21 protein-coding genes are annotated in these 18,247 nt (G+C 69.1%); 10 read left to right on the top strand and 11 right to left on the bottom strand.

Going from position 1 to position 18,247, the window contains the following annotated elements:
- Positions 1 to 35: 35 nt before the first annotated feature.
- The 7 genes from Pth03_RS22885 to Pth03_RS22855 form a co-directional block, all read right to left on the bottom strand.
- A complete protein-coding gene (locus Pth03_RS22885) occupies positions 36 to 944 on the bottom strand; it encodes a CHAP domain-containing protein (protein ID WP_239119281.1) in 909 nt (302 codons plus the stop codon).
- The gene (locus Pth03_RS22880; RefSeq protein ID WP_203946394.1) at positions 941 to 1,123 is read right to left on the bottom strand and encodes a hypothetical protein; all 183 of its coding nucleotides are present in this window, start codon (positions 1,121 to 1,123) and stop codon (positions 941 to 943) included. Before Pth03_RS22880 ends, Pth03_RS22885 begins: the two co-directional genes overlap by 4 nt.
- A 67-nt stretch (positions 1,124 to 1,190) precedes the next feature.
- Entirely contained in the window at positions 1,191 to 1,883 is a 693-nt protein-coding gene (locus Pth03_RS22875) for a class I SAM-dependent methyltransferase (RefSeq protein WP_203946393.1), read from the bottom strand.
- 45 nt (positions 1,884 to 1,928) lie between these two features.
- Positions 1,929 to 2,774, bottom strand: coding sequence for a helix-turn-helix transcriptional regulator (locus tag Pth03_RS22870; RefSeq protein ID WP_203946392.1), 846 nt, complete (start codon positions 2,772 to 2,774; stop codon positions 1,929 to 1,931).
- Positions 2,775 to 2,778: 4 nt separating this feature from the next.
- Positions 2,779 to 3,033 (bottom strand): hypothetical protein, encoded by a 255-nt coding sequence (locus tag Pth03_RS22865; protein WP_203946391.1) that lies wholly within the window; start codon positions 3,031 to 3,033, stop codon positions 2,779 to 2,781.
- A 41-nt stretch (positions 3,034 to 3,074) separates the two neighbouring features.
- On the bottom strand, positions 3,075 to 4,433 hold the full coding sequence (locus Pth03_RS22860) for an APC family permease (protein ID WP_203946390.1): 1,359 nt from the start codon (positions 4,431 to 4,433) through the stop codon (positions 3,075 to 3,077).
- Positions 4,434 to 4,448: 15 nt separating this feature from the next.
- Positions 4,449 to 5,291 carry a carbon-nitrogen hydrolase family protein gene (locus Pth03_RS22855; RefSeq protein WP_203946389.1) on the bottom strand — a complete coding sequence of 281 codons (843 nt, stop codon included), beginning with the start codon at positions 5,289 to 5,291 and terminating at the stop codon, positions 4,449 to 4,451.
- A gap of 92 nt (positions 5,292 to 5,383) precedes the next feature.
- Here Pth03_RS22855 and Pth03_RS22850 point away from each other — a divergent pair, with 92 nt between their 5' ends.
- From Pth03_RS22850 to Pth03_RS22820, 7 genes are all read left to right on the top strand, one after another.
- Positions 5,384 to 6,112 carry a FadR/GntR family transcriptional regulator gene (locus tag Pth03_RS22850; RefSeq protein ID WP_203946388.1) on the top strand — a complete coding sequence of 243 codons (729 nt, stop codon included), beginning with the start codon at positions 5,384 to 5,386 and terminating at the stop codon, positions 6,110 to 6,112.
- A gap of 62 nt (positions 6,113 to 6,174) precedes the next feature.
- Positions 6,175 to 6,957, top strand: coding sequence for a helix-turn-helix domain-containing protein (locus Pth03_RS22845; protein WP_203946387.1), 783 nt, complete (start codon positions 6,175 to 6,177; stop codon positions 6,955 to 6,957).
- A gap of 74 nt (positions 6,958 to 7,031) precedes the next feature.
- On the top strand, positions 7,032 to 7,829 hold the full coding sequence (locus Pth03_RS22840) for a MerR family transcriptional regulator (protein WP_203946386.1): 798 nt from the start codon (positions 7,032 to 7,034) through the stop codon (positions 7,827 to 7,829).
- 70 nt (positions 7,830 to 7,899) lie between these two features.
- Complete coding sequence (locus Pth03_RS22835) at positions 7,900 to 8,343, top strand: type II toxin-antitoxin system PemK/MazF family toxin (protein WP_203946385.1); 444 nt, start codon at positions 7,900 to 7,902, stop codon at positions 8,341 to 8,343.
- Positions 8,344 to 8,428: 85 nt separating this feature from the next.
- Positions 8,429 to 8,665, top strand: coding sequence for a hypothetical protein (locus Pth03_RS22830; RefSeq protein ID WP_203946384.1), 237 nt, complete (start codon positions 8,429 to 8,431; stop codon positions 8,663 to 8,665).
- Between the two features lie 73 nt (positions 8,666 to 8,738).
- Positions 8,739 to 9,419: an NADPH-dependent F420 reductase gene (locus tag Pth03_RS22825; protein ID WP_203946383.1), complete on the top strand. Its 681-nt coding sequence runs from the start codon at positions 8,739 to 8,741 to the stop codon at positions 9,417 to 9,419.
- Positions 9,420 to 9,702: 283 nt separating this feature from the next.
- Positions 9,703 to 11,727 (top strand): serine/threonine-protein kinase, encoded by a 2,025-nt coding sequence (locus Pth03_RS22820; protein WP_203946382.1) that lies wholly within the window; start codon positions 9,703 to 9,705, stop codon positions 11,725 to 11,727.
- Positions 11,728 to 11,774: 47 nt separating this feature from the next.
- Here Pth03_RS22820 and Pth03_RS22815 read toward each other — a convergent pair whose 3' ends face one another.
- Positions 11,775 to 11,978 (bottom strand): hypothetical protein, encoded by a 204-nt coding sequence (locus Pth03_RS22815; RefSeq protein WP_203946381.1) that lies wholly within the window; start codon positions 11,976 to 11,978, stop codon positions 11,775 to 11,777.
- Positions 11,979 to 12,173: 195 nt separating this feature from the next.
- On the opposite strand from Pth03_RS22815, the gene Pth03_RS22810 reads away from it, so the two are divergent.
- A complete protein-coding gene (locus Pth03_RS22810) occupies positions 12,174 to 12,998 on the top strand; it encodes a hypothetical protein (protein WP_203946380.1) in 825 nt (274 codons plus the stop codon).
- Between the two features lie 113 nt (positions 12,999 to 13,111).
- Positions 13,112 to 13,990: a glycerophosphodiester phosphodiesterase gene (locus Pth03_RS22805; RefSeq protein ID WP_239119280.1), complete on the top strand. Its 879-nt coding sequence runs from the start codon at positions 13,112 to 13,114 to the stop codon at positions 13,988 to 13,990.
- An 18-nt stretch (positions 13,991 to 14,008) separates the two neighbouring features.
- Here Pth03_RS22805 and Pth03_RS22800 read toward each other — a convergent pair whose 3' ends face one another.
- Positions 14,009 to 14,614, bottom strand: coding sequence for a TetR/AcrR family transcriptional regulator (locus Pth03_RS22800; RefSeq protein WP_203946379.1), 606 nt, complete (start codon positions 14,612 to 14,614; stop codon positions 14,009 to 14,011).
- A 106-nt stretch (positions 14,615 to 14,720) separates the two neighbouring features.
- Between Pth03_RS22800 and Pth03_RS22795 the strand changes: the two genes are divergently transcribed.
- Entirely contained in the window at positions 14,721 to 15,686 is a 966-nt protein-coding gene (locus Pth03_RS22795; protein WP_203946378.1) for an oxidoreductase, read from the top strand.
- Between the two features lie 72 nt (positions 15,687 to 15,758).
- On the opposite strand, the gene Pth03_RS22790 is transcribed toward Pth03_RS22795, so the two are convergent.
- A complete protein-coding gene (locus Pth03_RS22790) occupies positions 15,759 to 16,379 on the bottom strand; it encodes a response regulator transcription factor (protein WP_203946377.1) in 621 nt (206 codons plus the stop codon).
- Positions 16,376 to 18,244 (bottom strand): sensor histidine kinase, encoded by a 1,869-nt coding sequence (locus tag Pth03_RS22785; protein ID WP_203946376.1) that lies wholly within the window; start codon positions 18,242 to 18,244, stop codon positions 16,376 to 16,378. Before Pth03_RS22785 ends, Pth03_RS22790 begins: the two co-directional genes overlap by 4 nt.
- Positions 18,245 to 18,247: the final 3 nt, after the last annotated feature.

Below are 18,247 nucleotides of genomic sequence, written 5' to 3'. Positions count from 1 at the left end.
CGACACAACGATGATCGTTTCGGAGAGGCCCGGTATCAGCGCTTGAACAGCGCGATCCTTGCCGTCGTCACCTTCTCGACGGTCGCGGGCCGCGGGCTGGAGTTGAGAACCCGGAGACGCAGTTGGTTGGTCGTGCTCAGCGACAACTGGCCGCCGAGGCTGACCTCCACACGCCCGGTCGAGTCGGCGTGGCAGGTGAGCCGCCACGCGTCGTCGAGGAACTTCTCACCGTCCCGGTCGTAGCGTGACCACGCGACGTCCAGCTCGTCCCCCGGCTGCAAACCGCCGATCTTCACCAGGGCGTCGCAGACGCACCAGCGCGTACCCGAGGCCCTGACGGCGACGCCGTCGTCCCCGTGAGCCTTGGGGTCGTCGGTGAACTCGGTGTGCCACCGCACCACCATCTCCGCGCCGGCGGCGACCTTCTGGTCCTGGCCGGCGCCCAGCGAAACCACCTCGGGCACGTCGTCCTCCAAGCCGTATTCGGGATTCCAGAAGCCGGCGATCACCGATGCGGAGCGCACGCGGCGCTTGCAGGCGTCCCCGGTGTTGCCCTCGATGGTCTGGACGCGTCCGTCGCCCAGGTTGCGCTCCACGACGCCGACGTGGTCGACGGCGCCGATCGCGTCGCCGCCCTTCCAGTCGAAGAACACGATGGCGCCGGGTTTCGCGTGTGCCTTCAGGTTCGCCGCCGTCCCGGCGAACCAGCGGCCCAGCTTCTGACCGTCCTGCGCGTGCCAGACGGTGTAGGCCCGGTCCCCTTTCGGCAGGACCGCCGCGACGTTGTCGCTCTGCCTCGCCCAATAGGTGACCGCCTGGTCGCACCACGCCGCCGACAGGAATTCGTCTCCGTTCCTGCGCGCGTAGTCACGCGTGATGGTGTTCGGCCGCCCCTTCATCCCGAGGGTCGCCCGGGCGGCCTCCAGCATGGCGCGCGCGCTCACGCTCCACCGTCCTCGCGCGCGTCGGGGTCCGGATGACCGTCACCCTCGTAGATGCCGGTCAGCGGGTTGAGAACGTAACCGAGATCGCGCAGCACCTGCTCCTCGTCGTCCTCGGTCGCCCCCCAGTCATGGGTGTCCACCCCGGTCACGACGAGTTCGGCCTCGCTCGGTTCAGGCATTGGTCCTCCGGATTCGGGGGTCTACCGACAAACGATCCTGCATCGTCCGGAGTTAAACCGGTTAGGTCTATTCGCTCTCGGTCTGAATGTGCGGCACGGCACGCACCCACCCGCGGTCGCCGTCGATGAAGCCGGCCATCGTGAGACCCGCCTCCTCCAGCGACGAGGCGAGGAAATCGTCATCGAGGCGCCTGCTGACGAACGTGTGCGTCCAGATCCGGTCGCCGACCGTGTATTCCATGGTGGCCGAGAGCAGATCGGGGCCCGGCCGGTGGATGTCCTTCATGCGGCGGCGGATTCCCTCGGCCACTCGTTCGGACGGCTGGATCGTGTCGTACCACTCGGGCGGCTTGCGCTGCAGGATCACACAGCCGTCGTCGGCGACATGCCTGCGGCACGTCCGCAGGAACGCCCGCCTCAACGCCTCGTCGGCCGTCTCGATCACGAACGACATGAGGAGGACGACGTCGAACGTGCGGTCGAGCGACAGCGACTGGATGGGGGAGCAGACCGTCTCGGCTCCCTTGATGTGTGCGAGCATCTCGGGCGACTCGTCGACGGCGACCACCTCGTGCCCCAGCGCGAGCAGCGGGTGCGTGATGCGGCCCGTTCCCGAGCCCAGCTCGAGGATGCGCGCCCCCTGCGGGACGGCGGAGTGGACGAGCTCGGGCTCGCCGTCCGCCGTCAGCATCGCGTAGAAGTCGACGGCGCAGCCGTCCGGCGTGATGGCCCCCGGCCCCGTGCCGTGATAGATCTCCATGCCGCCCATCCTGCGTCAGCGGCCCACCGGGTGGGCGGAGCCCGGTTACCGGGAGGTCGTGAGGTCCTGGAGGCCGACGACGCGCAGCAGTTCCAGCCGCTCAGCGGACTCGGTGCCGGGACGGGCGGTGTAGACGATCAGGTGCTGGCCGTGCTCGGCGCTGACCATCACCTCGCATTCGAGCTCCAGCGGCCCGACCACCGGATGCAGGAACCGTTTGACGTCGGCCCGCCGTACGGCCACGTCGTGGTCCTCCCACAACGCGGCGAACTCCTCGCTGACGGCGCGCAACTCGGCCACCAGCGCCACGATGGCTGCCTCGTCGGGCCGCGCCGCGAGCAGCGCCCGGAGCTGGGCGACGTGGCTGCGTGCGAGGTGCTCGTGGTCTTCGGCCGGGAACAGCTCACGCGTGCGCGGATCGGTGAAGAAACGGCGGACGACGTTGCGCTGCGGCGCCGGCCGGGCGTCGACGTCGCCCACGAGCGCGCTCGCCATGGCGTTCTGCGCGAGCACGTCGCCCCAGTCGTTGAGCACCAGCGCCGGCAGGTCGTGCAACCGGTCGAGGATGCTCATCATGCCTGGCCGTACGTGGCCGGAGGTCCGCCTGTCACGCGGCGGCTCCTCTCCCACCAGGTAGAACAGGTGGTCGCGCTCGTCGTCGGTGAGCCGCAACGTGCGGGCGAGCGCCCCCAGCATCTGGCGCGACGGGCGCGGGCCGCGGGCCTGCTCCAGGCGGATGTAGTAGTCGACGGACATGCCGGTGAGCTGGGCCACCTCCTCGCGGCGCAGCCCCGGCGTACGGCGGCGCGCGCCGGGGGACAACCCGACGTCGCCAGGCGACAGGCGGGTGCGGGCCCGGCGGAGGAAGTCGGCCAGTTGAGTGCGGTCCACACCGTCAAGGGTGGCCGGGCTCCCCGGCGTTATCCAGGGCCTGCCACTCCTCCGATGGGCCGCGGAAGGCGGAGGCGTCGATGCGGAAGCCGGTGGGGTCACTCGCCGTCACGACCCGCAGCCGCCATGAGCCGTCGGAGTCGTGGGGCACGGCCAGAAGGAACACGGCCGACGCCTCCTCTGGCCTGCCGTACCAATCGTGGGCGGCGGTGTAGGCGGCCACCCGCAGCTCCGCCTCAGCGGACGGCTCAGGAGCCATCTCGTGTGAGCCCCGGTCGCGGGACCGGGCCCACACGCGGATCAGCGCGTCCCGGCCGCCGCGGGCTCCCCCTCGCTGAACTGCATCTCCGGCGTCGGGCGGCGGAAGCCACGGGTGAGCACGGCCAGATACACCAGGCCGGCCGCGAGCCACACGAGGCCGAGCGTGATGGCCTTGGCGTCCAGGTTGGTCAGCAGCCAGACGCAGACCGCGGCCCCGATCACCGGGACGACCACGTGCCCGACGACGCCGAGCGTGCGCCCGGCCCTGCGCTCCCGCAGCCAGTAGGCGATCACGCTGAGGTTGACGCAGGTGAAGGCCACGAAGGCGCCGAAGTTGATGAACGAGGTCGAGGTCGCCACGTCGAGGGTGAGCGCGATGAGGCCGACCACGCCGGTGAGCAGGATGCCGAAGGCGGGAGTGCGGTAGCGGGGGTGCACGAACCCGAACAGCTTGCGCGGAAGGACCGAGTCACGGCCCATGGCGTACAGCAGGCGCGCGGTGCCGGCCTGTGCTGCGAGCCCGGAGGAGAACTGGGCGACGACGAGCCCGGCGAGGAAGACCGAGCCGAACAGGCTGCCGCCGATGAGCTTGGCGAGGTCGAACGCGGCCGAGGAGGAGTCGGCGAACTGGCCGCCCGGGTGCAGCAGCTGCGCGACGTACGCGACGACGACGAAGATGCCGCCGCCGATCAGCGCGACCAGCAGGATCGCCCGGGGAACGGTCGTGCGCGGCTCGCGCGCCTCCTCGGTCAGGGTGGTCACCGCGTCGAAGCCGAGGAAGGAGTAGGCCGCGATGGCCGCGCCGCCGGTGACGCCGGAGAACGTGGCAGTGGTCCCCGAGAACGGCGTGAGGCTGAACAGGCTTCCCGCGCCCGCCCCGGCCACGAGGTGGTGGACCGCCAGGACGACGAAGAAGACGATGACGAGGATCTGGAAGGTCATCAGCAGGCTGTTGGCCTTGTCGGCCACCTTGACGCCCACCAGGTTCAGCACCGTCGTGAGCACGATGAAGCCGAGGATCCATACGGCGAAGGGCACGCCGGGCCACTGGGCCGACAGGTAGGCGCCGCCGATCAGCCAGATGACCATCGGCAGGAAGAAGTAGTCGAGCAGTACGGCCCAGCCCACCATGAACCCCGCCCGGGAGTCGATGGCCTTGCGCACGTAGGTGTAGGCGGAACCCGCGACCGGGAAGGCCGCCGCCATACGGCCGTAGCTGTAGGCCGTGAAGAGCATCGCGATCAGCGCGATGAGGTAGGCCGAGGGGGTCGCGCCGCCGGTGGTCTCGGCGACGACGCCGAAGATCCCCAAAACGATCAACGGCGTCATGTACGCCAGACCGAACAACACGACGGAGCTGAGGCCGAGGGACCTGGTGAGGGTGGGTTGCATCGACATGGGGCCTGGGTCTTTCTACTGGGGAGTGCCGGGTCGCCAGCGGTCCGGGTGCAGGCGGCCCTCGTAGAGCGGGAGGTCGATGGGGGTGTCGCCGGGAAGGAACTGCGACCACATCCGGTTGAGGCCGGCCGTGCCGTACCTCCGGACACGGGCGACGTCGTCGAGGTCGATCACGTCGGTGAGCACGGCGGTGCCCGAGTGGCTCACGGCCGCGCGCACCCGCCCCTCGGGGTCGACGATCATGCTTTCCCCGGCCCCTTGGGGCCCGGCGGCGTTGACGCTGAGCACGAACACCTGGTTGACGATGGCGTTGGCCCGGGCGAGCACCAGCTCCTGAGCCCGGTCGCAGGTGGTGGTCTTCACCGGGTTGACGATGATTTCGGCGCCCATCCAGGCCAGGTGCCTGGCGGCCTCGGGAAACCACGCGTCGTAGCAGACGGCGAAGCCGAGCCTGCCGGCCTCCGGTATGTCGAAGACCACGAAGCGGTCGCCCGGCGCATACGGCTCGTACGGCCGCCACGGGAACATCTTGCGGTAGGAGGCGGCGAGCCGCCCTTCGGGCGAGTACGCGACGGCGGTGTTGTAGATCGCCCCGTCGTCGCCCCGCTCGACCACGGTGCCCGGCAGCAGCCAGATCCCCAGGTCTCCCGCGAGCTCGGCGAGCCGCTTCCCCCGGGGGCCGTCCAGCGGCTCCGCCATCGCCTCGACGTCGTCCGCGCCGCAGACGTGCAGCTCGGGATAGGCGATCAGGCGCGTCTGGGGCAGGCTCGCGAGCCTCGCGTGTACGGCGTCGGCGAAGCCGTCGACGTCCGAGGTGGGGGGCTCCTGCACGAGCGCAAGAGGGAGCGCACGGGACATGACGGCGAAAATAAATCATCTTGAACACTTTTCGCAATAGTGCTCAAGATGATTTATTTTTCGGATTCCGGCAGGTGAGCTACGGTGATCACATGTCCCCCGCGTCCGGCAAGCGCGTCGATCTTGCCGCCCCAGCTCTCGCAGGGATCCGCAGGCTCTCCGCCCTGGACACGGTCCGTGCGCGCATCGGGCTGGCCGTCGACCTCGGCCTGCTCAAACCGGGGGAACGGCTGCCGCCCGCCACCGACATCGCCGCCGCCCTCGACGTCAGCGAGATCACCGTGCGGCGGGCCCTCGTCTCGTTGTGCACCGACGGGGTGCTGCGGCGGGTGCGCGGCAGGACCGGCGGCACCCTCGTGGAGCGTTCACCGGCGACCGGCGTCGTCTCGGAGATCGCCGCATATCAGGAGTCGGCCGCGGAGGTCCACCGGCTGATCGACCATCGGGTGATGCTGGAGTGCGGGGTGACGCACCTCGCCACGTTGCGCGCCGATGCCGGCCACATCGAGGAGCTCACCGATCTCGTCCACCAGATGGACGCCGCCAAGGACTGGGCCGACTTCCACGCCCTCGACGAGCGGTTCCACATCCTGGTCGCCGAGGCCACCGGGCTGGCGGGAGCCGTACCGGAATATCGCAAGGTGCTCCAGGAGCTCTACCAGTTCTACCTGCCCTATCCCGTCGACTACCTGCGCGAGTCCAACGGGGAGCACCGGGAACTGGTCGCGTCCGTCGTCGCGCAGGACCCGCGCGCCGCCGTCGACGTCGCCAGGAGGCACGTCGAGATCCTCCACACCACGATGTTCGTCGGCCTCGTGTGATGACGGGTCCTAGGTGTAACACACCCATTCCTCACAAAATGGTCGAGTCGTAACGTGGCGGAGTGGAAGTATTCGCTGACTTGCTTCGCGCCCTGCGTAGAGCGGCACCCGTCGACGCCCTGATCAGGCGGCACGGCCCCCAGCCGTCCGAGCTGCGGCGCGAAGAGGTGGCCATCATGGCGGGCATCAGTCCGGCGTACTACGCCCGGCTGGAGGAGGGGCGGGAGACCGAGCCCTGCGATCAGGTGCTCCACGGCCTCAGCCGCGCCTTCGACCTCGACGCCGCCGCTTCTGAGCACATGTTCGACGTGGCACACCCCCGAGAGCGGCCGCAGGTGTCCCAGCAGGTGGTCAGGACCGTCGAAGGCTGGTATCACGCGCCCGTCTTCGCCGTGAACCACCAGCTCGACGTGCTGGCCGCCAACAGCCTGGCGCGCACCCTGTTCAAGGGCATGGATCACGCGGACAACCTCATGCGCCACGCCTTCCTCGCACCCGTGGCGCACCAGTTCTTCCCCGACTGGGAGCAGGAGGCCCGCTCGAAGGTGGCCCACCTGCGCGCCGCGACCGACGGCGAGCACACCTCCCCTGCCCTGCGCGACCTGGTCGAGCAACTCTGCTCGGAGAGCAAGGAGTTCCGGCAGCTGTGGTCGCGCGGCGACATGGACCCCGGCGAGTTCAAGCACATGTACCACCCCGAGATCGGCCACCTGAACCTCCGGCATGACACGCTGAACATGCAAAGCTCCCCCGATGTGCTGCTCTTCGTCTGCAGCGCCGACCCCGGCACCTCCTCGGAAGAGGCGCTGACCCTGCTGAGCATCCTCGCCGCGGACGACGAATGACCCGTTGACTCTGACCCTGGGGAAAGCCCCATCGTGGTCACACCGGACGCCCGTCCGGAACGAGGGAGTCGTCCATGAATCTGGTGCCCATCGGGGAGTTCGCACGGCTGTCGCGGCTCTCCCCGAAGGCACTGCGGCTGTACGCCGCGCTCGGCCTGCTGGTGCCTGCCAGCGTCGACCCGGACTCGGGATATCGCCGCTATGCGGTCGCACAGTTGGAACAGGCCCGCCTGGTGGCGTCGCTGCGCCGGATCGGCGTCCCCCTGGCCAGAATCAGGGTGATCGTGGATCTGGACGCCGAGACCGCGTCGCGGCACGTCGCCGCATTCTGGGCGGAGATCGAGGCCGAGCACGCCGCGCGCCGGGAACTGGCCGGCCACCTCGTCGATCTTCTTAAGGGAAAGGTGCCCGCCGTGCACGAGGTCTCCCTCCGGGACATCCCCGCCCGCCGCATTCTCAGCCTCATCCGTCACGTCCACAACGACGGGCTTCTGGGGGTGGCCAGGGAGTTCACCGGCCGATTCCGCGGCGGGTCGCTGCCGTTGCTGCCGGGCGTCGCCGGGGCGCCGTTCGTCGTCCACCACGGCGAGGTGAGCCAGGACAGCGACGGGCCGATCGAATGGTGCTGGCCCGTGCCGGAGGAGCAGGCCGCCACGCTCGCCGCGAGGTTCCCCGACCTGACCCTCCGTACGGAGAACGCGCACCAGGAGGCGTACATCGCCCAGGGGACGGCGACGCAGCCGATGATCGCTCTCGACACCCTGACCGCCTGGGCCGCCGAGCACGGCCATCGGCCGGCCGCGGGTGTGCGCCAGATCTATCTCCACAGCCCGGCCGGCTCGTCCTGCGAATTCGCCGTCCCCCTGCGCTGAACTCCTGCGTCGAGGAGCAACCGGACATGGGTGGAAAAGGCGGGCGAGCCGTACCACTAGGCTGCGGAACATGCGTGATCTCGGAGAAGATCCGCGCCCCGTTCGCGGCGCGGTACGAGAGGTGTACGACGTGGAGCGGGCCGCCGCCCTCGAATACTCCCCGGACCTGGACGGCCTGGCCGACCCCGGCGAGGTCGTCTGGGCCTGGGTGCCGTACGAGGAGGACCCCTCGCGAGGCAAGGACCGGCCTCTGCTGCTCGTCGGCCGGCATGGTCGCCGGCTGCTCGGCATGATGTTGTCCAGCCGCGAGCCCGACCCGGATTACGCGGACGACTGGCTGGAGCTCGGCTCCGGCTCCTGGGATCGCGAGAAGCGGGACTCCTACCTCCGGCTCGACCGGGTCTTCGAACTCGACGAGGACGACATCCGCAGGGAGGGCGCCATCGCCGACGGGGCCACCTTCGCCCGCGTCGCCGCCGTCCTGCACCGCCGGTACGGCTGGCCGTTCGCCTGACAAACGCTTGAAGGACCCTTGGCCGTGAGAGTGACGGAAGCGTACGCTGAGTATGCGTTCCGTCACCCACGGCAAGGAGTGGCCAGTGGCGCCTTCATCGGACGGTCAGGTTCTGCTGTACATCGCCATCGCCATCGCCCTGTTCGTCGCCGGTCGTAAGTTCCAGCTCATGCTGAACGCCTGGCGGGACTGGCGTAAGGCGGTGGCGTCGATCCCCAAGCTCCGCTCCACGGCGTGGGGCGGCGTCGGGACGATGTTCAGGGTCGGCATGATCGCGGCGTTGGTGTTCGTGGTCGCGGCGATGGTGAATCGCCATATCTGAGGCACCCTCAGACGCGGACAACCAGCAGGTCAGCGCGGGGAATGCCGGGGCGGGTGTCGGAGTTGGGCTGCGTATGACGACTATCGGATTCATCGGCAGCGGGAACATCGGCGGCACCGTCGCCCGGCTCTCCGTCGCGGCCGGCTATGACGTCGTGCTGAGCAACTCGCGAGGCCCTGAGACGTTGAGGGAATTGGTCGACGAACTCGGCCCCAAGGCCCGCGCGGGGACGTCGGCGGAGGCCGCGGCGGCCGGCGACCTGGTGGTCGTCAGCATCCCGCTGCGGGCCTATCTCGAGGTTCCGGTGGAACCGCTCGCCGGCAAGGTGGTCCTCGACACCAACAACTACTACGCCCAGCGCGACGGGCGGTTCCCAGATCTGGACGACGCGTCGACCACGTCCAGCGAGCTGCTCCAGCAGCACTTGCCGACGTCGAAGGTCGTCAAGGTCTTCAACAACATCTACTTCCAGCACCTGCGGACGCTGGCCCGCCCCGCGGGCGCGGCCGACCGCAGCGCTCTGGCGATCGCCGGCGACGACGCCGGCGCAAAGAGTGAGGCGACCGCGTTCCTCGACGCGATCGGCTACGACGCCGTCGACGCGGGAGCGCTGGCGGACGGGTGGCGTTTCCAGCCCGGGACCCCTGTGTACGGCAACGCCTACGCCGGGGGCGCCGAGAACTTCTACGAGGTTCCGGGGGTGCCGACCGACGCCGAGACGATCCGCGCCGGGCTGAACGCAGCCCAGCGCTGACGCCCCACAGGCACCAAGGCCCGTGACGGGGTTTCTCCTCGTCACGGGCCTTCTTCGTACCGTCCGCCGAACCGGTTGGCGGCGGCACGGCCGGCTGCCCGTCGGGGTCTCGCCGTGGTCATGTGGTGGGACTGATCGACTGCTCTGCCAGCACATAATCGGACATTAAGGCTTAAACCATGACATATGCTGAGTCGCCATACGTACGGTAATCGAACGATCACAGTGATGATCTACCCATCCCCTGTGGGCTCAGGAGCGTCATCACTCCGAGGGGAACACGATGAACGCCTGGCCCGTCCCGGGATACCGGGAAGAACGCGTACTCGGGTCCGGTAGGAGCGGCCAGGTCGTCCTCGCCACATATGTCGAGACCGGCGCCCTTGTCGCGATCAAATATCTGAGCGACGAGCTCAGCTCCGACTCCCGCTTCCGCATCGCGTTCCGCGAGCACGCCCGCCGCATGGCCGAGTTCGGCGATCCGCACATCGTGCATGTCTACGGACTTGTCGAGAGCCCGTTCGGCGCCGCCGTCGTCATGGAATTCGTGGACGGCGAGCCGCTTCGCAGGATCCTCGACGAGTACGGTTCCACCAGCCCGGAGGCGGCGCTGGTGATATTGAAGGACTCGCTTTCCGCGTTGTCCGTCGCGCACGGCGTCGGCATCGTCCATCGCGACTGCAAACCCGGGAACGTCCTCGTCCAGGCCGACGGCTTCAGCAAACTCACCGATTTCGGCATCGCCACCGTCGTGGACGGCGTTCTCGGCACCCCGCCCTACATGTCGCCCGAGCAGTGGAACGGCGCACCCGCCGACCCCTCCACCGACATTTATGCGGCGACGTGTGTCTTCTTCGAGTGCCTCACCGGGCGCGTGCCGTACGGCGCGGACCACCCGGCGGCCCTCAGGTACCTGCACCAGAGCGCGGCCATCCCGGTGGATGCCGTGCCCACGCCGGTCCGCACCCTGGTGACCCGTGGGCTGGCCAAGAATCCGGCGGACCGCCCCTTGAGCGCCAGGGCGTTCATCTCCGAACTGGAGTCCACGGCGCTCGAAGCGTACGGGCCGGACTGGGAGCGCCGCGGCCGGCGTCACCTCGCGGCGCTGACCGCCCCTCCAGCCTCGGACTTTCCCGAGTCGGCACCGCCGACGCAGACGATCTCCGTGCGGACCAGGCGAAGGCGACCACTGCGGTACGGCCCGGGAGTGCTGGCCGGAGCCGGAGCGCTCGTGGTGGGCGTGGTCGTGGTCGCGCTCGTCGCAAACCGGCAGGACACCTCCATCTCCCCAGCCTCCGCGCCGCAAGCCCCGGCATCGCAAGCCTCGACACCACAGGCCTCCGTGCCGCGGTCGCCGTCGCACGGCACTCACAAGGGCTCTCCGACCCCGACCCCGAGCAGTACCCCCACGCCGGCCCCCGTCGCGGCCAAGGTGAGCGACCTGACCATCGCCGGCTTCGATGGGCTCACTGCCACGATCCGGGCAAAAGCGTCGACGCCGCAGAGCGTCACCCTCACCGCGAGCTTCGCCCAGGGGGCGTCCCCGTCCACGCTCACAGCCGGCCCGTCGAAGACGTTCGTCCTCACGGGCTCCACCAGCTACAAGCGGGCCGTCGACGGAGGATTCGCCACGCCGAGTTGCGGAGAGACCGTGTACCGGCAGGTCACGGTGTCGACGACCACAAACGGGGCCGTCGGGGCGCAGAGCGATGTCGTCGCGGTGAAGGGCGACCCGTGCTCGCCGCCCACCGTGTCGATCTCCTCCTGGGACGGCACCACCCTCTCGGTCGAGGTCAGGAGCGCCACATCGGACCCCGTCACGCTGACGGCCGCCTTCCACCAGACGATCACCGTGGGCGCGAGGACCGTGGATCGCACCTCCGACCGGCAGGTGGTCCTGTCAGGCGATTCGGTGTACGACCAGCGGTTCAAGGTGCGGTTCAAGACTCCTGCGTGCGGATACGTGGACGTCAGAAAGGTCGTGGTGACCGTCGATTCCGCGTCCGGCACGGCCCGCGACTCCGCAAGAAGCGTGAACAAGGGCGACGCCTGTGCCGAACCGACCCCAGGTCCGACAAAGGAACACCCCACCGGCAAGCCTCCGCATGGCGGCGAACCAGGCCGCAAGCCGAGCGCCGATTCCCGTCACGAGCCGGGTACCAAGACCGGATCCCGCGACGACTCCGACGCTCGACGGCCACGGGGCGACTCGAAGGGCCCGCGAGGCGACTCGAAGGGCCCGCGAGGCGACTCGAAGGGCCCGCGAGGCGAGCACCCTCGCAACCCAGGCCAGGGTTCTTCCTCCTGACCTGGGCTGCTTGCGATCCGTTCTCGCGGAGTACGCGCGTGGCGCCGTCAGGCGTCCGGTCCCATGACCTTCGGGCGCTTGATGAGCGGGCTATTGAGATGGCGCTGCTTCACGTTCTCCCGCCCCGGCCCGCCCCCGGCAGCCACGACGGCCGCCCCGAGGTGCTGCGCGTGGAAGGGCTGAGCGTGCCCGGCGCCGAGACCGCCATCCACGCCCATGGCGCTGACCAGGACGTTTCGGATGACCATCATTAATCGGGTTTCTCGTCCAACGCGCCAGGACTGGTGACCTCCCCCTGTCGATCCACGATGACGAGGCGCCTTCTACGTGTGCATGGCGCCGCGCCCCGGAAACAGACGCGCCGACTTGCGTGTCGTTGCCGGTACCTTGATCAGCGCATCGGCCGGACGGCGTCCGGGTCATCCCGAGCCGAGACGGATTTGACCATGGCCCATCAAACCGGACGCCGAGAGTCGACGGCGATCGCCCGCACAGTTCGGCCATGTGCCCGTCGCGGACTCGGAAAATCTCCGGCATGGCAGGCGACCGCTCGTCAACTGTCGATTACCTCAGGTTCGGCCGTCGAGGAGAAGGAAAAAAACCGCCCGACGGCGACATGCGTTCAGCCAAAATGGCAGAGCGACACGAAAAAGAGATCCACTGTCGCATGGTTTGTTTCTTTTAATAGCCGATTTCTTCCCAATAACCCCCGAAAGGCTGCCATGCGAACAAGATTGGCTACGCCTACCCGTTTCGGTCGACTTCGGTTCGCCGCCATCGCGGCGGTCGCGTTGCTCGCCGGCTGTAGTTCAGGCGAGACGCCGACGCAGCGGACCGCCGCCACACCGGGCGACTCGGCCGCGGCACCCGGGACGGCGTCGGCCACACCGGCGTCGCCGCAAACGTCCACCTCACCGGCATCGCCGAAAGCGGCCGACGGAACCGATCTTGCGGCCTGCAAGGACGCCGACTGCGAGGTGGAGGTCCGATCGGGCGACCGGCTGAAGATCGATGACAAGTTCGGTGTGGATGTGATCACCGTCAAGTCCCTCAGGAGAAAAGAGATCTGGCTGGGTCTCGAAGGCTCCACGGGCGGGCTCAGCGCCGAAGGAAGGGATGTCAGTGTCCATGGCACCTGCATCAATGGCCGCTGCCACGACGAAGGAGAGCTGTCGCTGACCCCTGGCAGGCCGGGCCGCGTCAACACAATCCAGGTACGCCTGGCAGAGGTGAACTCCTCCAGCGCCATTCTGGTGCTTATCCCGAAATAGCCTTCCTGGGCCCCAAAGCGGGGAATAGAAAGCATGCAGAACAAATCCGCGAACCTCTTCCCGCTCCGCTGACAGCTCGTAGCGGGCGTAACCAAGCACGGGGGAGATCCAGATTGCGCCGAGTCGGCCTTGTCATCACGACCGCCCTGGCGGCCATGGCGGTGGTCGCGACCCCAGCGGCGGCCGATCCCGGGGCGGTGATCAATGTCGCCCACCGGGGAGCTTCGGCGTACGCGCCCGAGAACACCATCGCGGCCTTCACGCTGGCCGCCGCGCAGGATGCGGACATGTTCGAGCTCGACGTCCAGGAGACCAAGGACCACCAACTGGTCCTGATGCACGACACGACGCTCAACCGCACCACCGACGCCGAGCACGTCTTTCCCGAGTTGGCCCCCTGGGACGTCGGCGACCTGACGCTCGCGCAGGTCCGCGAGCTCGACGCCGGTTCATGGTTCGGCACCGACTACAAAGACGAACCGGTGCCCACCCTCGGCGAGGCGCTGAGCGCGATGCAGGCAAGCGGACTCGGCCTGCTGCTGGAGATCAAAGCCCCGCGCCTCTACCCGGGCATCGAAAGCCGCGTCGCCGACGAGCTGCGCCGCAACCCCTCCTGGCTCATCGGGGACCGGCTCGTCGTCCAGTCGTACGACTGGGACTCCATGCGCACCTTCCACAAGGAGTTGCCCCAGGTGCCGATCGGCCTGCTCGGCACGCCGAAGACCGAGGATCTCGACCACCTCGCCGAGTTCGCCGACGAGATCAACCCGCCGTACGCCGACGTCACCCGCTCCTACGTCAAGGGCGTCCACGACAACGGCATGAAGATCTTCACCTGGACCGTGAACGACCCCGACAACATGAGCCGCATGATCTCCTACGGCGTCGACGGCGTCATCACCAACAAGCCGGACGTGCTGAACGAGCTGACCTCCGCCCCCGGCCGCGACCTCCGGCGAGCCCGTCGTGCAGCGGCCCTGCGCCCGGCGTGAAGCCCTTGAAGGTTCTGCTCAGCTCGGCCGGGTGCGAAGGCCGTCGCACACCACCGCGATGAGCCTGTTCAGCGCGATGTCGTCGGTATCGTCGACATCACGCGAGAGGCAGCCGGCCATCAAAGCCTTCACGTCCGCGTACGTGATGTCGGCCCGTATCGTTCCCGCCTCCTGCGCAGCGGCGAGCATGGTGCGCAGCCGGCCTGACACGTCGTAGCCAGCGCGGGCAGCGGCGGCGTCCAGGTCGTAGCCCCCGCCGCACAGGGCTTCGGCCAGCCCTCGATGGGCCGCGCCCTCGTGGACCAGCGTGGCGAACAGCGTGAAGAACGTTGTTGCGGCGTCATGGGTTTCGGCGAGTGCGTCCGCTTGGCCGGTGAGCTGTTTCATGCGGTCGAGCAGGATCGCCGCGAACAGCGCTTCCTTCGTGGGGAAATGGCGGCTGACGGTGCCGGTGCCCACGCCGGCGCGGCGGGCGATTTCGTGCACCGGCACAGACAGTCCCTCGGTCGCGAAGATTTCGGCCGCCACCTCCAGCACCCGGGCGCGGTTACGTTGGGCGTCCGCACGCAACGCCCTGTCGGGGCTCTGGCCGTTGGCATCGGCGGCGGTGGACCTGTGCGCCATCGCGGGCCGCGCTCCTCTCAGCATCGACAACCGGGATGCCCGTCCCGTATATTCAAAACCGGGACAGTCATCCCTATTCTATCCAGGCGGGACCGGAGGCAATCAGATGGCCCTGAGCACGAGGCAACGCTGGACTTCTGCCGACATACCCGACCAGCGAGGACGCACGGCCGTGATCACCGGCGCAAACACGGGGCTGGGCTTCGAGACGGCCAAACTGCTCGCCGAACACGGTGCGACCGTGATCTTGGCCTGCCGCAACGCAGACAAGGCGGCGGACGCCGCGGCCCGCATCACCGCCTCCGTGCCCGATTCGACGGTACGCACACTGCGACTCGACCTCGCGTCGTCGGCCTCGATCAGGGACGCCGCCGAACGACTCCGAGCCGACTACTCGCGACTCGACCTACTGATCAACAATGCCGGCGGGATCAGGCCACGGTACGCGGTCACCGAGGATGGCTTCGAGTCGACTTTCGCCACCAACCACCTCGGCCCGTTCGCGTTCACCGGGCTGATACTCGACCTGCTGCTGGCCGTACCCGGGTCGAGGGTCGTCACGGTCAGCAGCATCGGGCACCGGCGTGGCACCATCCACTTCGACGACCTGCACTTCACGCGCGGGTACCGGTACGCGGACTCGTACTTCCAGTCGAAGCTGGCGAACCTCGTGTTCACCTACGAACTGCACCGGCGACTGGCAGCGGCCGGCGCGTCCACCATCGCGGTGGCCGCCCATCCCGGAAACGCGCGCACCGAGTTCGGTCGCGAGATGCCCCTCCCGGTCAGAGTCCTGATGCGTCCCCAGTTCCGGCTGCTCACCTGGTGGCTGATACAGAGCCCGCAGAAGGGAGCCTTGGCCGCGGTGCGCGCCGCGGTCGACCCGGAGGCCCGCGGCGGCGAGTACTACGGCCCGCCGGGACGCGCCCAGTTCACCGGTTATCCCGCCCGCGTAGAGTCCACCGCCGCCTCCCACGACACCGCAGCGCAACGCCGCCTGTGGCGGGAGTCCGAACGGCTGACCGGCATCACGTATCCCATCCTCGGGAAACCGGCCGTCCTGGGATCCTGACGTCGCGGCCGGCGAGCGGCTCGGCTCGCGCGCGGATTCCAGGGGCGGGTGCAGGGTGTGCGGACGTCGTGATCAGTTACCGATCCCGGCGTCGCGGGCACGGGCGATCGCCTCACCGCGGTGCCGCGCGCCCAGTTTGAGCAGCACGTTGGACACATGGTTCTGCACGGTCTTCACGCTGATGCCCAGCCGCCGCGCGATCGCTTCGTTGTCGAGCCCCGCGGCCATGCGCTCGAGGATGTCCGTCTCCCTCTCGGTGAGCTGGGGGAACGGCCCGGGTTCGGGGGCCGCAGCGAAGACGCGGTCGGCGACGGAGGCGTCGAGGATCGCCTGGTCGGCGTGGACCGCCGCGAGCGCGCGCAGGATTTCCTCGGAAGAGGCGTCCTTGAGGACGTAGCCGCGGGCTCCGGCCCGCAGGGCCTTGCTGACCAGGGCGGCGTCTGAGTGCATGGTGAGGACGAGCACGCGGACGCCCGACGCGCGCCGCCGGATCTGCTGAGTGGCCTCCACCCCTCCTCCTCCCGGCATGTGCAGGTCCATCACGACGACGTCAGGCTGAGTGGCGAGGACCGTCTCGACGACGGAGTCGGTGTCCCAGGCCTCTCCGACGACCTCCACGTCCGGCACGCTTTCAAGTAGCCGGCACAAGCCCATGCGGAACACCGGATGGTCGTCGGCCACCACGACTCTCATTGCGACTCCAGCGGAAAGACGGCCGTGACGGTGGTCCCACGGTCAGCCGTGATCGCGAACCTGCCCCCGATGGAGGCCACGCGCCCGCGCATGGAAGAGATGCCGACACCGGCGACATAGCCCGCGCCGATACCGCGGCCGTCGTCGCGGATCTCGACGGTCAGTGATCCGCCGGCCTGGCGCAGGCTCACCGCGCAGGTCCGCGCCCCGGCGTGGCGGAGCGCGTTGGTGACCGCCTCCAGGACGACAAGGTAGGCGGCCTCGGCCACGGCGGGCGGCGGCTCGACGACTCCGGAGACGGTCAGCGTGCAACCGACGTCGAGCGCCGTGCACCGCCGCACATGTTCCCGGACGGCCTGGACCAGGCCGAGGTCGGCCACCGGACCGGGCTGCATGGCGTCAATGATGCGGCGCACCTCGCGTGCGGCCAGCCGTACCTGATCGCTGATGATCTGCAAGTCGCTCTCCTCCCGGCTGCCCGTCTCGAGCCCGCGGCGGATCCCGTCGAGCCCGAGGCCGGCTCCTGACAGCAGGGGGCCGAGCCCGTCGTGCAGGTCCTGCCGCAACCGTCGCCGTTCTTCGGCCGTGGAGTGGATGGCCCGCTCCCGTACCCGGTCGAGCTCGGCCGACAGACGCGCCGCCGCGAGGGCGGCCGCGATGTGATGGCTGAGCTCGGAGATGAGCCGCAGGTCCTTCTCGTCGTACGGCTCCCGCCCGGCACGCGGGGCGACCATCAGAGCGCCGAGGCGCTCGCTCTGGGCGACCAGTGGCACGCTGATCGGGTCCGGCCCCGGCTCGCCGGACCGGGCGACCTCCTCGGGCACGCCGTCGGTGAGCAGTTCCACCGTGACGCCCGGACTGCGCAGAGCGGCCGCCACCAGAGGAGCGGACCGTCGCGCGATCTCGCCTACTGTCGCCGCCTCGGCCAACTGCCGCCGGAGCTCCGCCAAGGCATCCAGCGGGCGGTCGCGGTAGCCGTACAGGATGCCGCTCATCCTGTGCTGGAACACGCGGCGCCCGGACTCGATCAGGGCCGCGACGGCGGCGGCGGCGACCAGTGCCACCTGCGGCGAGACGGCCTGACTGAGGACCGTTCCGAACGCCGCCACCGCGGCGAGGTAGCCGGAGAACGCGAGGCCGGTGACGGCGAGGTAGACGAACGTGCGCCGGATGACGAGGTCGATGCCGTACAGCCGATATCTGAGGACCGCGAGCGCGATCGCGATCGTCGGTGCGATCGGGATGAGCAGGAACGCCGCCTGGAGGGCGTGGTGGGGCAGCAGATCGACGGCGGCCTCGACCAGGAGCACGTAGCCGGCGGCGTACAGCAGGAACATGATCTGCCGCCGGGCGACCGGGCCCGACCTGACCCACCGGACGACCAGGGACGCGAGGCTGAGCAGCGCGACGACGACCAGGAACAGGGCGACCACGTCCGGGGTCCCGAAGACGGCGACCAGCATCGTGGCCACCACCCCTGCCCAGACCACGGGCCACCACCGGGGAGTGGCCGGACGACCGTCGGGGAACAGCGCGGGCAGCACGGTGAAGAACGGCACGAAGAAGAACGCCCAGATCCAGCCCGTCACCCACTCGGCGGCCTCCCACCCGGGCCAGTGGTTGACCGCATACCCCCACAACAGGACCTGCACGCCCACGGCCGTGCCCATGGACAGCAGGACAAGGCCGATCCGGCTGCCCTCGCGCGAGCGGATCAGCGCCACCCCGGCAACGGTGTGCACGAGGGCCTGGGAGGCGTTCTGGGCGAGCGCCCACTGCATCCCGGTCGCCCGGAGCACGAAGACGGTGCCGACGGCGGTGGCCATGAGCACCACCGCCGCCAGAACCTGTGCCGCCCTGTTCACAAG

This window comes from Planotetraspora thailandica (genome assembly GCF_016863335.1).
GTDB classification, from domain to species: domain Bacteria; phylum Actinomycetota; class Actinomycetes; order Streptosporangiales; family Streptosporangiaceae; genus Planotetraspora; species Planotetraspora thailandica.
The sequence above is the reverse complement of the archived record's forward strand: the minus strand, read 5'-3'. Positions and strand labels throughout refer to the sequence as shown.

What these genes read in the sequence shown, in the direction of transcription:
- Pth03_RS22800 (WP_203946379.1), bottom strand. Translation starts at nt 14,614, where the DNA reads ATGGCGCACAGGTCCACCGCCGCCGATGCCAACGGCCAGAGCCCCGAC.
- Pth03_RS22790 (WP_203946377.1), bottom strand. Translation starts at nt 16,379, where the DNA reads ATGAGAGTCGTGGTGGCCGACGACCATCCGGTGTTCCGCATGGGCTTG.
- Pth03_RS22840 (WP_203946386.1), top strand. Translation starts at nt 7,032, where the DNA reads ATGAATCTGGTGCCCATCGGGGAGTTCGCACGGCTGTCGCGGCTCTCC.
- Pth03_RS22850 (WP_203946388.1), top strand. Translation starts at nt 5,384, where the DNA reads ATGTCCCCCGCGTCCGGCAAGCGCGTCGATCTTGCCGCCCCAGCTCTC.
- Pth03_RS22855 (WP_203946389.1), bottom strand. Translation starts at nt 5,291, where the DNA reads ATGTCCCGTGCGCTCCCTCTTGCGCTCGTGCAGGAGCCCCCCACCTCG.
- Pth03_RS22825 (WP_203946383.1), top strand. Translation starts at nt 8,739, where the DNA reads ATGACGACTATCGGATTCATCGGCAGCGGGAACATCGGCGGCACCGTC.
- Pth03_RS22880 (WP_203946394.1), bottom strand. Translation starts at nt 1,123, where the DNA reads ATGCCTGAACCGAGCGAGGCCGAACTCGTCGTGACCGGGGTGGACACC.
- Pth03_RS22875 (WP_203946393.1), bottom strand. Translation starts at nt 1,883, where the DNA reads ATGGAGATCTATCACGGCACGGGGCCGGGGGCCATCACGCCGGACGGC.
- Pth03_RS22810 (WP_203946380.1), top strand. Translation starts at nt 12,174, where the DNA reads ATGGCCCATCAAACCGGACGCCGAGAGTCGACGGCGATCGCCCGCACA.
- Pth03_RS22795 (WP_203946378.1), top strand. Translation starts at nt 14,721, where the DNA reads ATGGCCCTGAGCACGAGGCAACGCTGGACTTCTGCCGACATACCCGAC.
- Pth03_RS22865 (WP_203946391.1), bottom strand. Translation starts at nt 3,033, where the DNA reads ATGGCTCCTGAGCCGTCCGCTGAGGCGGAGCTGCGGGTGGCCGCCTAC.
- Pth03_RS22835 (WP_203946385.1), top strand. Translation starts at nt 7,900, where the DNA reads ATGCGTGATCTCGGAGAAGATCCGCGCCCCGTTCGCGGCGCGGTACGA.
- Pth03_RS22860 (WP_203946390.1), bottom strand. Translation starts at nt 4,433, where the DNA reads ATGTCGATGCAACCCACCCTCACCAGGTCCCTCGGCCTCAGCTCCGTC.
- Pth03_RS22815 (WP_203946381.1), bottom strand. Translation starts at nt 11,978, where the DNA reads ATGATGGTCATCCGAAACGTCCTGGTCAGCGCCATGGGCGTGGATGGC.
- Pth03_RS22820 (WP_203946382.1), top strand. Translation starts at nt 9,703, where the DNA reads ATGAACGCCTGGCCCGTCCCGGGATACCGGGAAGAACGCGTACTCGGG.